A 15,197-nucleotide genomic window follows, 5' to 3' on the forward strand; every position below is an offset into this window, starting at 1 on the left:
ACTTCATTATGTTTGTCCTTTAAGTAATAACAAATATGGTAACAACAAATAACAAATTTTTAAAGTATGGTCTTGCTATGCTTGTGTTATCATTAGCTTACTTGCACGACGATACTTTTTTAAGAAGCTCTAAGGAGTTTATAAATTAAGCCCTGTTAGATCCTAGACAGGGAATTTTCTTACAATCAATTTTATATTCAAAAAAGTTTTCAGAACATTTCGTGATGTTCTGATGGATCATGCTATAAACTTTTTAATCCAAAAGATTTAAACAGTATCATTATGTCAACAAAATTAATTTTAACAACAGGTATTTACGATTTAATTAAAGATCATTTAAGAAGAAAAAAAGTAACAAAATCACAAGAAGTAATTCTAACTGAAGGTCTACGTAATGCAAAGCAAGTTCTTCGTAGAGATCTACCGAAAGATATTGTTTCTGTAAACAATATTTTAAGAGTTAAAGATGTGTCAACAAATGATGAAATAGAAGTGAAATTAGTAGCACCTGATAAAGCAAAATTCAAGAAAGATAAATATTCAATTTTGTCAAATTTAGGATTAGCTACTGTTGGAAAAGCAGTAGGTGAAACTGTGGAATGGCCTACGGCAACAGAAATCAAAACATATCAAATATTAGCTACATTACCAATTGATTAAATAAAAAACCTGCAAAATTTGCAGGTTTTTTTTATGATAAAATATTCAGTTTATAATATTAACCAATAGAAAATCCATTTATAAAAATATATAGTGCGAATAACAAAAGTAGTATAGTTTCTATTATAAATATTAAAGTCGAATTAACTTTTATACTTTGTAGAATTAATTGCTCTACGCCCAAAATTATTCCAATAATAATAAACCCTAACAATGCAATTACTCCACCTAAAGCTTTTCCTCCATTATTGTCAATAAAAATAAAATTGATAGTTAGAATGAATAAAATAATTTCTATTAAGCCCAAAACAATTAAAAAAGGTGTTAATTTCATGTATTGTATATAAGCTATAAATTTATATAAATTTTACTGGATTAATCTTATTTTTGAGATTTACATAATTCATCACTATGAAATTTATATACTTTTTATTAGTACTATTTGTCTGTCAAGTCAACGGGCAACAGGTTGAAGTTAAAAATCTTCAAAAACATATTTATTTTCTTGCGGATGATAAGATGAAAGGGCGTGGAACGGGCAGCAAACAGAATGCTAAAGCATCAAAATATATAGCAAAAGAGTTTAAGAAATTAGCTTTACAGCCATTAGGAAATGATGGTTATTTTCAAAACTTTACAGCTAAAGTGAAAAGAGTAGTGGTGCCTGATAGTATTCGGTCAGCTCGAAATGTAATTGGATTTTTAGATAATCAAGCAGCAAAGACAATCGTAATTGGTGCTCATTACGATCACATTGGCGAAGGAAAACAAGGTAGTTCATTGGCTGAAAACAGTTATGGAATTATTCATAACGGAGCAGATGATAATGCTTCTGGAATTGCGGGTTTGTTAGAGTTAGCTCGAATATACAGTTCAAATAATATTAAAGAACCTGTCAATTTTTTATTCATAGCTTTTGGAGCAGAAGAGTTAGGTTTAGTAGGTTCAAGATATTTTGTAAAAAATCCAACGCTTAATTTAGAAAATATTCATTGGATGTTAAATATGGATATGATCGGTCGTTTTAATGCAGAAAAAGGAGTTTCGATTATAGGTTATGGTACATCACCAGAATTTGAAATCTTGTATAATAAAATAGATAAATCAAAATTTATTAAGCATTATACAGGTTACGAAGGTAGAGGCGGATCTGATCAAACTTCTTTTTATGAAAAAGATATTCCAGTCTTATTTTTCCATACTGGCGGTCATCCTGATTATCATAAACCAACCGACGATTCAGATAAAATAGATTATCAATCTTTGAAATTAATTTTAGAACTTGAAATGGCTTTTATAGAAGGTAGTTTTCCAATTCATAAAATGAATTTTAGAAGTACAGATAAGACAAAATAAAAGAATAAAACCTGCATTTTGCAGGTTTTTTTTTATAATGTAAATCGTGATCCTAAATAGAAATTTGTTGTTGCCGCTGGATTGTAAAATCGATTTCCAAAAGCATTTAAATCATAACCAGCACTGTATTTTGTGTTGTAAAGATTATTTATTCCGAAATAAATCGATAGCGAACTTTCTTTAATTTTAAAATTTGTATCAACAAGTATATTTCCAATTACAGTTTCTTTTTCCTCAACTGTATTTGCATCATTTAAATAAAGTTTAGAATTGTAATAATTACTCCAAATAACTTGTATTTTATTCAATAATTCTATTGAAATGCTATTTTGTAATGAAAATTTAGATATTCCTGGAATCGTATTTTCTGAATAATCATTGTTGGCAATTTTGTAATGATCATATTTAAAATCAAATAGATGACCTGAAACAAAAAAAGATCCTTTTGTAAAAATAGAATGGTCAAAATTAAACGGTTTTGATTGAAGCTGAAATTCAATTCCACGTTGTTTTGTTCCTCCAGAATTGATGTAGAAATCATTTCCATTTTCGTCTTGTCTTCTTACAATTGCATCTTTTAAATGAAAATCAAAAGCAGTTAAATCAACAAACCATTGATTAAATGTATAACGAATTCCAAACTCTTTATTCCAACCATATTCTGCATTCAAATATTGCTGAATTTCTTGTGTTGAAGATCGTACTTCTTCTGTTGTTGGAGCCGAAATTCCCTTTGCAATTTTACCTCTTACACTCCAATTATTTATAAAATTATAGCTAACGCCTATTTGTGGAAGTAATTGTATTTGAAACGATTTATTACCTGATTCTACATTCGGATATAAAGTTTCCCAATTGTATTTCATTGTGTTTAAACTAATCGATGCATCAACAAACCATTTATTCGCAAAATTCGCATGCTGATTGATGTAATAATATCCGTTGAAAGTTTGTAAATCGTCAAATTTTTGTGGATTTCCTTTGATTCCTTTACTATTATCGTAGTTGCGGAATTTGGTTTTATTTAGACCTAATTCAGTTCCGAATCGAGTATTTAATTTGATTTGACTTAGTTGTTTTTCATATTCAAAATACAAACGTCCTTGAAAATTATTCTCTTGTCGCTCTTCATAATTAGAAATAAAAGGATTTTCAAAATCAGTGTATGATGATTGGATCATTACAAAATTCTTCCAATTTGGATTGATTTTCCACAAATGATTAATTCCGCCCAAAAAAGTTTTATTTTGGATACCAGCTTGTTGTTCAACTGCACTTGGAAGAGTAGGAGTTGCCAAACGCGCTTGTCTACGATTTTCCTGCATTTGATTATAAGTTAATCCACCAGGCGTCTGGTAATCTAAATCAGTATATAATAAGATAAAATTTAATTCATTTTCATTATTGTAATTCCATTGATCTTTTAAAAGAAATGAATTACGATTTATAGCAGATTGTTCACGATAGCTATCGGATTGATAATGAGTTTGTCCAAAATGCAATCGATGCTTTCCAATTTGTTTACTATAATTGATATTTTCATGAAATTGATTATAACTTCCTGTACCAACAGAAGCTTTAATTCCATTATTTCTTAAAGTTTTTAAAACTGCTACACCACCTGTTTCTGATCCAAATTCACCACCTTGAGGTCCTTTCATTACATCAATCGAGGATAAAAATTGAGGATCAATTAAATTTAAATACGCATTTCCAGTTGCATCAGTCAAAATAAAATCATCTAAATAAATTTTTACATTTCTAACACCAAAAGGTGATCGAATTGTACTTCCTCTTAAAGATATGCGATAACTACCAGGCGAACGTTCTTCCATTTTTACTCCAGGAAGAGTATTAAAACTTTCCAATAAACGTTCAGGATGATTCAATTTCATTTGAAGTTTACTCAATGAATTTATGGACGATGTAGATTCTAAAATTAGAGTTTTTCGATGAAAAGTTTGGATGACAGTTTCATGTAATAGTATACTGTCATTTTCTTGAGCAAATGAAAGTGAATTTGAGCAAATAAATAAAATCGGGATAAAGAATTTTTTCATGGCAATTACTAATAAGAGTTAAAAAAGTGGTAATATACATTACCACTTTTTTCTGAAATTATTTTTTTGCGATTCGGTATAGTTTTCCATTATCACCAACAGCATATAAATGTCCATCAGTTCCAGTTACCATATCACGAATACGATCTTTTTGATCTAATAATAAATGCTCTTCACCAACAACTTTATTTCCTTCAATAACTAAACGAACTAAGGCTTGTTTCATCATACCACCAACAAATAAATTTCCTTTCCATTCGTCTATCGAACCAGTGTAAAATTCAGCTCCACTTGGTGCAATCACAGGATCCCAATAATAGTTAGGTTGTTCTAAACCATCATTTTTAGTAGCTCCATTTGCTATCTTTCCACCAGCATATTCAATTCCGTATGTAATTAAAGGCCATCCATAGTTTTTACCAGGTTGAATTAAATTTAATTCATCCCCTCCACGTGGACCATGTTCTACTTCCCATAATTCACCTTTTTCATTAAATGCTAAACTTTGAGGGCTTCTGTGACCTAAACTGTATATTTCAGGTAAAGCATCTTTATTTGAAGCAAATGGATTTCCAGGAGCAGGTTTTCCATCAGTTGTAATTCGAATGATCTTTCCTAATGGCGATTTTAAATCTTGTGCGTATTTACGCATTTCTTCATCAGATCTTTCTCCGAATGAAGCGTATAAATATCCGTTTTTATCAAAAACTAAACGGCTTCCGTAATGTAAACCACTATCGTGTGAAGGGAATGTTCTGTAAATTATTTTTACATTTTCTACCTTAGTTTCGTCTGCTGATAAAGTTGCTTTTGCTATTGAAGTTTGATCATTTTTGGTTCCATCAATCGCAGGCTCAGAAAATGTCCAATATATCGTTCGATTTTCTTTGAAATTAGGATCTAAAATTACATCTAATAATCCTCCTTGATTGTATTGATTAACCTTTGGTAAACCTGTAACTTTTTTTAATTCGTAAGGTTTTTGTAAATCAATAATCATCATATGACCCGACTTTTCTGTCATCAATAACTTTCCATCAGGTAAATTGACAATAGCCCAAGGTAAACCTAAATTTTCATTGACGATACTTATATCATAAGTACTTTTAGTCTTAATATAATTTGCGCGAGTTTGGCCTTCAAATGCTGGTTTATATTCAGTATTCGCAGCTTCAGTCTCTTTAGGAATGCTATCGTTTATATCAGTATTCTCAGTGCTTTTTTTATTATTTGTACATGAAAATAAGATAAGCATTGATAATGTTAAAGTTGCAAGATTCTTCATGGATATTTTATTTAATCCGAATTTACTATTTTAATTTTAAAATTTCTAAGCATTTTAATTTTAGCTAACAAGTTTATAATTAATGGATTATTTTACTTTAAAAAAATGTGATAAAAAAATGTTTACAGAATTAGAATATAGATATTTGTAAACTGATCATTTATAAATGAAAGAATTTCTTCAAAGAAAAGATATTGAGTTATCTCCTAAACGATATTTTATTGATGCAATGGGAGCAATGGCTTATGGTTTGTTTGCAACTTTATTGGTTGGGACTATTTTAAAAACTGTAGGTGACGAATTGGGAATTGCTTTCTTAAAAGATGTTGTTTGGCCAGTAGCCAATCAAGCGACAGGACCTGCAATTGCTTTAGCCATCGCATATAGTTTGCGCGCGCCACAATTAGTCATGTATTCTTCGGCAGTTGTTGGTATTGCTGCGTACCAACTTGGTGGTCCATTAGGTGTGTTTATCGCCACAATTTTTGCCGTAGAAATAGGTAAAATGGTTGTGGGAGAAACTAGAATAGATATTGTGATTACACCAATTGTCACCGTTTTGGTGGGTGTTATTTTGGCGCAATTTATTGGTCCATCAGTAAATCAATTAATGAAATGGATTGGCGAACTAATTATATTATCTACTGATGCAAACCCTCTAATTATGGGTGTAGTTATCGCAATTGTTGTGGGTATGGTTTTGACTTTACCAATTTCTTCAGCAGCATTATGTTTGATGTTAGAATTGGATGGATTAGCTGCAGGAGCTGCAACAATTGGATGTTGTGCACAAATGATTGGATTCGCAACCATTAGTTTTAAAGATAACGGAATAAAAGGCGTTTTGGCACAAGGTTTAGGTACAAGTATGTTACAAATGCCTAATATTTATAAAAATTGGAAAATTTGGATTCCGCCAACTTTAGCTTCAGCAATAATAAGTCCGATTGCAATCATATACTTTGGAATGTCCAATACAGCTTTAGAATCTGGTATGGGAAGTTGTGGTTTGGTTGGGCAAATTGGAACTTACAACGCAATGAAAACTAATTTTTCGAAAACTTATATTTTAACAGCGATTTTAGGTTTACAAATTATTTTACCAGCTATATTATCATATATCATTTACTTTTTTATGAAGAAAAAAGAATGGATTAAAGATGGAGATTTAAAGATTTTCTGAATGAATTAAAGTATTTATTTCACATCAATTTTTAACTTGCAAAATGTAATTCTAATATTATAAAATAGATAAACGATTAAAATAAATAATTAACTAGTAGAGTTGAAGCGTATGATTTAGATTTTATACTTTAGTAATCAATTATAAATAATGAAATTAATTTCAAATGAAATTTAATTATAAGTCTTTATTGGTGATGTTAAGTGTTGTTACACTAACATTTACTGCATGTTCTACGAATAAATCAACTAAAAAGGTGGTTTACAAAAAGGTTTCTAAACCTGTCACGAAACCTGTAGTTCCTAGAGAAACACCAAGTACAACTGTCACAAAACCTCAAGTCTCTCAACCTAAAGAAGAGATTTTTAAAGTGACATTACCTGAAATTAATCGTGAATTTAGAGCTGCTTGGGTAGCAACGGTAGCCAATATCAATTGGCCATCTAAGCGTACATTAACAACAGATCAGCAAAAAGAAGAAGCTATTAAAATTTTAGATATGTTAGAATCTAATAATTTTAACGCTGTTATATTTCAAGTTCGTCCTTCAGGAGATGCTTTATATAAAAGTAATTACGAACCTTGGTCGTATTTCTTAACTAGCGAAATAGGAAAAAGTCCTTACCCTTTTTACGATCCTTTGGAATTTTGGGTTGAAGAAGCACATAAACGTGGGTTAGAATTGCATGTTTGGTTAAATCCATATCGTGCGCATCATTCGAGTGGAGGTTCTGTTACAAGTCAGTCTATGGTTAAAAAAGCCCCAGAAAACGTAGTTCGTCTTAAGAATGGAATGTATTGGTTTGATCCTGCGGATAAACGCACACAAAATCACGTTTCTAATGTGGTAAAAGATATTGTTTCTCGTTACGATATTGACGGGGTTCATTTTGATGATTATTTTTATCCATACGCATCGTATAACGGTGGTGCAGATTTTCCTGATAATACATCATGGAATCAGTATCAAAAAAATGGTGGAAAATTAGCTCGTGCTGATTGGCGTCGTGATAACGTAAATTATATTATAGAGCGTATATACCGAGAAATAAAGGCAGAAAAACCTCACGTTAAATTTGGTATTAGTCCATTCGGTATTTGGAAACCAGGTTATCCTGCTGGAATTACTGGTTCTTCTCAGTATGATGAATTATATGCTGATGCTAAATTGTGGTTGAACAAAGGTTGGGTAGATTATTTTTCGCCTCAATTGTATTGGCCAATCGAATCGAAAGGTCAACCTTTTCCTAAATTATTAGAATGGTGGAAATCTGAAAATACGCATAATCGTCACTTATGGCCAGGTTTAAATACGGTTGAAGTTAAAGCTGCTGATCGTACAACTGAAATTGTAAATCAAGTAAAGATTTCTAATCAAATTTTAGATCAACATCCGGGAGTAATTCATTGGAGTATTGCGGGATTAACTAAAAATCCTTCGATGTTAAGTTCATTGAAAAATGGACCTTATCAATCAAAAGCTTTGATTCCTAAGATGAATTGGATAAAGGCAGATAAATTATCTAAACCTAAAATTTTAGTTACAAATCAACCAAATGATGTAGTTGTAAATTGGAAAGAATCAAAATCAAATAATATATCACAGTGGGTATTATTTACAAGATATAATGAGAATTGGGAAACTCATTTCTTAAATCCGAATACTACATATCATTCATTATCTAAAACTAAAAATGGTAAAAAATTAAATGCAGTTGCTTTAAAAGCGGTTGACCGTTTAGGTAATGAAAGTGATTACACAGCAGAAAAAATTAATTAATAGAAAATAAAAAAGGGATGTAAAACATCCCTTTTTTGTATTATAAATTTTTAACCACTTTATCGTTAATGTTGTAATGATTTATTACTTCATCATAATTTTCGAAATTAATTCCATTTGCAGATCTTCCAAAATTAGCAGGAATTACAACTACTCTAAACGTTTGATTTCTTATAAATTCAGTTCCAGTTAAATCAAATGTTCCACCAGCATAAATTGTAATATCATTAACTGTAAAATCAAAAGTATAATCTACTTCATCACCATTTGATAAATAATACGTTTTAGGTAAAAGCTCCCAAACTGGATTACCACTAACTGTTGCAGATTGTCTGTAGATTAAAACAACATCACTGTTATACAACGGAACTTGAAATTGTCTGAAAATGTTATAACCGTTATCATATGTGAAGTTCACATTTTTTAGATCATATACTGAAGAAATCGTATCAGTATCTTGTGTAAAGTTGTCATCGTCAGTTGTACAACTCACTACAAAAACACTAAATAGTGCAATCAAAAATAGGGGTAGTAATTTTTTCATATGTTTTATTTTTTCTAAAGATAATTCAAACCTTATACCAAATAATCCGAATTATTACAATTATATTAATTTTAATGTAATATAAATCTTTATCTTGTGTTATGTAATTATTTACCTGTATGAAATATTTATTTTTATTATTATCAAGTTTTTCATTAGCACAAACCTATAAAATCATCAACGAAGAAAAAACTGATGTCAGTTTTCGAGGTTTAGCGATAGAATCTGCAACTAATTTTGTTGTATCTGGATCTAAAAATACAATTGGAAAAACAACGGATGGTGGAAAAACATTCAAATGGATTAATCCAACGGTTGTTCAAAATAGAGATTTTCGTGACATCGAAATTTTAGGTAAGGATACTTATTTAGCAATGGGAATTGATTCTCCAGCTTATTTGTTATTAACGAAAGATGGTGGAAAAACATGGACAAAAGTGTATGAAAATAACCAAAAAGGTGTGTTTTTAGACGCGTTGTATGTGGATAAGAAATCGAAGAAAATTTATGCTTTAGGTGATCCGATAGAAGTTGGTAAACCATTTTTAGTAACTTCAACTTTAACTGATCCAACGAAATGGGAAGTTTCTAAATCGGTAATGAATCAACCTTTGCGTTTAAAAAATCCTAAAGAAGCTTTTTTTGCTTCGAGTGGAAGTAATATTTATGCTGATGAAAATCAAGTATTAATAGTTTCTGGAGGTGTCGCATCTAACGTTTATCGTTACACAGCTAAAGGAGGACAATTATATTCGTTAGAAAAATCATCGTCAACAACAGCAGGAGTTAATGGCATGGCGTACGATGCTACAAACAATATAGGTTATATGGTTGGTGGTGACTATACAAAACCAACAGATTCTAAATACAATTTGTATAAATTCAAGATTGTAAATAATCAGATTAATTTTATAGATTCTTGGAAATATCCTGAAGGTTACAAATCAGGCGTTGCCATTTTAAGTAAAGATAAAGTAATTGTATGTGGTTATTCAGGTGTTGATTATTCTATTGATGGTGGACATAATTGGAAAAATATTACCAAAGATAGTTACAACACGTGCATTGCTTCACCTGATAAAAAATCAGTTATTTTAGTCGGTAATAAAGGTAAAATAGGAAAGGTTACATTCTAATGAATTTCCATTTATAATATAAATCCAGCAATCATGCTGGATTTTTTTATTATAATTATTTTAAACTATTTTAATTTGTTGTTTTAATGTGTTTTATCTATTTTAAATTCCCATTTATCAAACATATTTTATCTAAATTAGATAGAATAAAATCAAGAGTTTATGAAGATAACAGCACAAGCAAGTATTCAAATTTTAAGGCCTATCCAAGAGGTTTACGAATCCATTATTATGCCCGATAAAATGAGTACTTATTTTATCGAATCTTCATCAGGTCCTTTAGAAGCTTACAAAACTGTAATTTGGAAATTTCCTGAATTTAATGACACTTTCCCGGTTACCGGAATTTTGATGAAACCCAACGAGTATATTTCTTTCGATTGGAGCGGCGGCGAAGATAATATGATGGTAGAAATTTATCTTGAAAAATTTGGTGAAGATTTTACAGTTGTTAATGTCATTGAACACGAATTTAATTCGGATAAAGAAGGTATAGAAACTGCAATGAGACAAACCGGTGGTTGGGCAAATTTCTTAGCGTGTATGAAAGCAAGTTTAGAATATGGAATCAATTTACGCACAGGTGCATTTGATTTTATGAAACCTTAATCTTAAATACAATAATTATAAATGGGCGAAAACAAAAATAAATTTGGTAAAATACTTTGGTCTGATTTAACGGTAGAAAATGCGGATCAAATAAAAGATTTCTATAAAGAAGTTGTTGGTTGGGAAGAAAATCCTGTGCCGATGAAAGATGGAGAGGATGATTATGTGGATTATGGAATGGGAATCGACGGCGAAGGTTCTGCCGGAATTTGTAATAAAAGAGGGAAACATAGTCATTTACCATCGCAATGGATTATGTATATTAATGTAGAAAATGTTGAATATTCTTTAAATAAAGTATTAGAATTGGGTGGTAAATTAATCCACGAAGCGCGTAAAAAAGACGGTTCTTATTTTTATGTGATTGTTTCTGATCCAGCTGGTGCAGTTTTCGGTTTAGGAGATTTTAATTCTTAAGCGATGGCGAATGTTTTTTCAACAATCGAAGAATATATAGACACTTTTGAAGGAGATAAAAAGAATATCCTACATTCACTTTCAAATTTTATTCAAAACTTAGTTCCAGAGGCGAAACCGACAATCAATTATAAAATGCCAACGTATAAATTGAATGGTAATTTGATTCATTTTGCGATGTTCAAAAATCATGTAGGCATTTATCCTGGAGAAGATATGATTGAACTTTATAAAGATGATTTAAAAAATTATAAGACTTCAAAAGGAACAATTCAAATTCAATTAGATCAAGAGATTCCATTTGATACGCTTCAAAAAATAATCCTTCATAAAGTAGAAATTTTAAAAAATAAGGAAGTTCCGGATTGGAAAAAATACCACGATCAATATGCTGATATTACCAATAAATTAGTAGAAATTGTTTCTAAAACTGATTTGGTAAAAGAATTTAAATGGGGTGGAGATATTTATACCTACAATGGTAAAAATGTATTGGCTTTTAGTGGTTTTAAAAATCACTATTCATTATGGTTTCATAATGGAGTTTTTTTAGAAGATAAAGCTAAAGTCTTGATTTCAGCCAACGAAGAAAAAACGAAAGCTTTACGCCAATGGCGTTTCAAAAGTATTGAAGATTTAGATACAAAATTGATAGAAAGTTATATCAAAGAAGCCATCCAGATAGCTAAAGAAGGAAAAGAATTAATTCTTGTAAAAGAACCACCTAAAGAACCACCTAAAGAACCACAAGGTATACTGAAAGAAGCGTTAGAACAAGATCAAGATTTACATCAAGCTTTTTTTGCGCTAACACCTGGACGACGTAAAGATTACATCGAATACATTGACGAAGCTAAACAAGAGAAAACCAAAATTAATCGCTTGAATAAAATTAAACCAATCATTTTGGAAGGAAAAGGTTTACACGATAAATACAAAAGCTAATGCAATATACAGTAAGTAATACAGAGGAGTATTTTAAAGAACTTCCAGATGAGCGAAAAGTAGGTTTCGAGAAATTATATCAAACCATAAAAGCAAATTTACCGACAGGATTTTCCGAACATATTAGTTATGGTCATGTTGGATTTGTAGTGCCTTTTTCAATTTATGCCAAAGGTTATCATTGCGATTCAACTCAACCTTTACCATTTATCGGTTTGGCTTCTCAAAAGAATCACATAGCAATTTATCACATGGGAATTTACATGAATCAAGAGGTTTTGGATTGGTTCACAACTGAATTTAAAAATCATTCGAAAAAGAAATTAGACATGGGAAAAAGTTGCATTCGTTTTAAAAAAGTAGACGATATTCCTTATGATTTAATAGCAGAATTAGCGACTAAATTTACTGTGGAAGAATATGTAAATTTGTACGAGAGTCTTCTAAAATCAAAAAAATAATCGATGGCAAATTTTTTAGACTTTCTAAGTCAGCTTGAAAAAAATAATAATAGAGAATGGTTTGCAGCGCATAAGCCAAAATTTGAAACAGCAAAAAAAGAAGCAGATTTAATTTTTGATGAGGTTTATGAAGCTTTGTCAGAAGTTGAAGTTTTGCAACCATTGAAAAAATATCGTATTTACCGAGATATTCGTTTTTCTTTAGATAAAACGCCTTATAAAAATCATTTTTCTGCTTTTGTAGGACGTAAGAAACCTGAAAAAAGAGGTGGATTTTATATCCATTTCGAAAAAGATAATTGTTTTATTGGTGGTGGTTTTTGGGGACCAGAAAAAGATGATTTATTGCGCATTAGAAAAGCAATAGATTCGTCTGCAACTTTAGAAATATTATTAGAAGACAAAGTATTGTTAAATACATTCGGGAACTTATATGGAGATGAATTAAAGACAGCACCTAAAGGATTTCCAAAAGATCATGAACGTATTGAGTTACTTAGAAAAAAACAATTTCTATTCATTAAAAAGTTTGACGATCATGAAATCTTTGATCAAGATTTTCCTCAAAAGGTGGTAGAAGCTTATCAAAGCTTATTACCATTTTACAATTACATGACGGAAGTTTTAACCACGAACGAAAATGGAGAATCAATAATATAAATTCAATTTTAAACAAGGAATTTATAACGCTTTTAGAATTTAAATTGGTTCGGTATTTTTATTTTTTTTCATTCAAAACAAATTTCAAAATTGTTAAATAAGGCTTAAATGTCTTTTATTACAATAATAATTTGCCGAAATTTGATTTTTATACAAAATCTACAAATGAACAAACCAATAAGAGTTTTCGACCTTCCATATTTTCAGTTAGAAAAGTACAGAGAAATAGATATTTTTAGTTCTAAAACTGATGGTGTTTGGCAAGGAATTAAGACAAAAGACTTTATTCAGCGCGTCAATAACATATCCAAAGGATTATATGCCTCGGGTGTTAGACCTGGAGATAAAGTTGCAATGATTAGCGAAAATAGATTGGAATGGAATTTAGTTGATTTTGCTATCCAACAATTAGGCGCTGTGGTGGTTGCAGTTTATCCTAATATTTCAGATAATGATTACGAATATATTTTCAATCACGCTGAGGTTAAATTATGTTTAGTAAGTTCAGATTTATTGTATCAACGATTACTGAACATTAAAGATAAAATTCCAACACTTCAAAAAGTTTATACCTTCAATTCATATCCTCATATTCCTCATTGGTTCGAGATGATCAAAGAAGGTTTATATGTTCAAAATGATATTATCAAAGATTATAAGGCTAATGTAAGCGAAGACGATATTGCTACAATTATTTATACATCTGGTACAACAGGCGATCCGAAAGGAGTAATGTTGTCTCATAAAAATTTAATATCAGATGTAGTTAGTTCTGAATATTCTTTTCCTATTACAGCTTACGATCGTGCTTTGTCTTTTCTACCTGCTTGTCACGCTTACGAACGTGTTTTTCAGTATGTATATATTTATATGGGTGTTACCATTTTTTATGCTGAATCCATGGAAGTGATTGGAGAAAATATGAAAGAGGTTAAACCACATATTTTTTCTGCTGTTCCGCGTGTTTTGGAAAAAGTTTTTGATAAAATTATGGCCACTGGAGAACAATTAACTGGAGTAAAACGTGCATTATTTTTCTGGGCTATAAAATTAGGCGAGCAGTACAATGAAGATGAAACAAAATTATCTGCCTGGTATAAATTTCAACTAAAAATTGCCAGAAAACTTATTTTTTCTAAATGGAGAGAAGCGCTTGGTGGAAACGTGAAAGGAGTTGCATCGGGTAGTGCTACCTTACAAGAACGTTTGCTTAAAATTTATTTAGCTGCTGGTATTCCAATTTGGGAAGGTTATGGTTTAACAGAAGCTGCACCTTGTGTTTCTGTAAATTGTATAAAGCGTGGGTTAAAAATAGGAACTGTTGGTATTCCATTGATTAATATTGATGTGAAATTGGCTGATGATGGTGAGATTTTAGTCAAAGGAGATAATGTAATGAAGGGTTATTACAAAAATCCTGAAGCCACAGCAGAAGTCTTAAAAGATGGTTGGTTACACACTGGTGATATTGGAGTTTTTCAAGGTAAGTTTTTGAAGATTATTGATAGAAAAAAAGAAATGTTCAAAACTTCAGGAGGTAAATACATTGTTCCCCAGCAAATCGAGAAAAAAATGGTGGAATCTAAGTTTATTGAGCAAGCGATGGTAGTAGGAGAAGGTAAACATTATCCTGCGGCATTAATTGTTTCGAGTTACACCAACTTATTGGATTGGGCTAAAACTGAAAATCCAGATTTAATTAATTTGCCAAAAGAAGAATTCTTAAATCACGAAAAAATTGTTTCAAAAATTCAGAACGAAGTTGATAGTTCAAATAGTCATTTCGGAAACTGGGAAAAAATAAAACAATTTGCAATTCTTCCGAATGAATTTACAGTTGAAACTGGCGAATTAACACCAACTTTAAAATTGAAACGAAAAATAATTTCTCAAAAATTTGATTCAGTTATTCAAAAAATATATGCTAAATAATTCAGAAGCTTCCAATTGGAAGCTTTTTTTATCTGTCTTATTTAGATAAAATAGTGTTAATATTATTTATTAATATTTCAATAATTGTGGCTAATATTGTGGATTAATTACGCATTTGGAATAAATAAGTATGAATTTTTAAAAATTTATTATTCTTGCATAGGAAATT

General features: G+C 30.4%; 15 protein-coding genes. 11 read left to right on the forward strand and 4 right to left on the reverse strand.

The features are described 5' to 3' along the window. Positions 1–282: 282 nt before the first annotated feature. A complete protein-coding gene (locus J9309_RS09375) occupies positions 283–660 on the forward strand; it encodes a GreA/GreB family elongation factor (protein WP_230475622.1) in 378 nt (125 codons plus the stop codon). A gap of 58 nt (positions 661–718) precedes the next feature. Here the strand turns inward: J9309_RS09375 and J9309_RS09380 are convergent, their stop codons facing one another. Next, positions 719–994: a hypothetical protein gene (locus J9309_RS09380; protein WP_230475623.1), complete on the reverse strand. Its 276-nt coding sequence runs from the start codon at positions 992–994 to the stop codon at positions 719–721. A gap of 77 nt (positions 995–1,071) precedes the next feature. Here J9309_RS09380 and J9309_RS09385 point away from each other — a divergent pair, with 77 nt between their 5' ends. Then, positions 1,072–2,016 carry a M20/M25/M40 family metallo-hydrolase gene (locus J9309_RS09385; protein WP_230475624.1) on the forward strand — a complete coding sequence of 315 codons (945 nt, stop codon included), beginning with the start codon at positions 1,072–1,074 and terminating at the stop codon, positions 2,014–2,016. A gap of 32 nt (positions 2,017–2,048) precedes the next feature. Here the strand turns inward: J9309_RS09385 and J9309_RS09390 are convergent, their stop codons facing one another. Together J9309_RS09390 and J9309_RS09395 are read right to left on the reverse strand one after the other, a co-directional pair. Continuing rightward, positions 2,049–4,076, reverse strand: coding sequence for a TonB-dependent receptor (locus J9309_RS09390; protein WP_230475625.1), 2,028 nt, complete (start codon positions 4,074–4,076; stop codon positions 2,049–2,051). A 58-nt stretch (positions 4,077–4,134) separates the two neighbouring features. Continuing rightward, complete coding sequence (locus J9309_RS09395) at positions 4,135–5,361, reverse strand: PQQ-dependent sugar dehydrogenase (protein WP_230475626.1); 1,227 nt, start codon at positions 5,359–5,361, stop codon at positions 4,135–4,137. Positions 5,362–5,527: 166 nt separating this feature from the next. On the opposite strand from J9309_RS09395, the gene J9309_RS09400 reads away from it, so the two are divergent. Together J9309_RS09400 and J9309_RS09405 are read left to right on the forward strand one after the other, a co-directional pair. Continuing rightward, a complete protein-coding gene (locus J9309_RS09400; RefSeq protein ID WP_230475628.1) occupies positions 5,528–6,544 on the forward strand; it encodes a PTS transporter subunit IIC in 1,017 nt (338 codons plus the stop codon). Between the two features lie 166 nt (positions 6,545–6,710). Continuing rightward, positions 6,711–8,324, forward strand: a complete 1,614-nt coding sequence (locus J9309_RS09405) for a glycoside hydrolase family 10 protein (protein ID WP_230475630.1) — start codon at positions 6,711–6,713, stop codon at positions 8,322–8,324. A 40-nt stretch (positions 8,325–8,364) separates the two neighbouring features. Here the strand turns inward: J9309_RS09405 and J9309_RS09410 are convergent, their stop codons facing one another. Beyond that, positions 8,365–8,868 carry a hypothetical protein gene (locus J9309_RS09410; protein WP_230475631.1) on the reverse strand — a complete coding sequence of 168 codons (504 nt, stop codon included), beginning with the start codon at positions 8,866–8,868 and terminating at the stop codon, positions 8,365–8,367. A 119-nt stretch (positions 8,869–8,987) separates the two neighbouring features. On the opposite strand from J9309_RS09410, the gene J9309_RS09415 reads away from it, so the two are divergent. The 7 genes from J9309_RS09415 (at position 8,988) to J9309_RS09445 (ending at position 15,028) form a co-directional block, all read left to right on the forward strand. After that, entirely contained in the window at positions 8,988–10,004 is a 1,017-nt protein-coding gene (locus tag J9309_RS09415; protein ID WP_230475633.1) for a WD40/YVTN/BNR-like repeat-containing protein, read from the forward strand. A gap of 162 nt (positions 10,005–10,166) precedes the next feature. Then, positions 10,167–10,613: an SRPBCC family protein gene (locus tag J9309_RS09420; RefSeq protein ID WP_230475634.1), complete on the forward strand. Its 447-nt coding sequence runs from the start codon at positions 10,167–10,169 to the stop codon at positions 10,611–10,613. Between the two features lie 21 nt (positions 10,614–10,634). After that, positions 10,635–11,030, forward strand: coding sequence for a VOC family protein (locus tag J9309_RS09425; RefSeq protein WP_230475636.1), 396 nt, complete (start codon positions 10,635–10,637; stop codon positions 11,028–11,030). A gap of 3 nt (positions 11,031–11,033) precedes the next feature. Further along, positions 11,034–11,975: a DUF1801 domain-containing protein gene (locus tag J9309_RS09430; protein ID WP_230475637.1), complete on the forward strand. Its 942-nt coding sequence runs from the start codon at positions 11,034–11,036 to the stop codon at positions 11,973–11,975. Continuing rightward, the gene (locus tag J9309_RS09435; RefSeq protein WP_230475638.1) at positions 11,975–12,436 is read left to right on the forward strand and encodes a DUF1801 domain-containing protein; all 462 of its coding nucleotides are present in this window, start codon (positions 11,975–11,977) and stop codon (positions 12,434–12,436) included. Before J9309_RS09430 ends, J9309_RS09435 begins: the two co-directional genes overlap by 1 nt. A gap of 3 nt (positions 12,437–12,439) precedes the next feature. Then, on the forward strand, positions 12,440–13,096 hold the full coding sequence (locus J9309_RS09440; protein WP_230475639.1) for a DUF2461 domain-containing protein: 657 nt from the start codon (positions 12,440–12,442) through the stop codon (positions 13,094–13,096). A 165-nt stretch (positions 13,097–13,261) separates the two neighbouring features. Further along, positions 13,262–15,028: an AMP-dependent synthetase/ligase gene (locus J9309_RS09445; RefSeq protein WP_230475640.1), complete on the forward strand. Its 1,767-nt coding sequence runs from the start codon at positions 13,262–13,264 to the stop codon at positions 15,026–15,028. Positions 15,029–15,197 lie beyond the last annotated feature (169 nt).

This window comes from Faecalibacter bovis (assembly GCF_017948305.1).
Taxonomy (GTDB): Bacteria; Bacteroidota; Bacteroidia; order Flavobacteriales; family Weeksellaceae; genus Empedobacter; species Empedobacter bovis.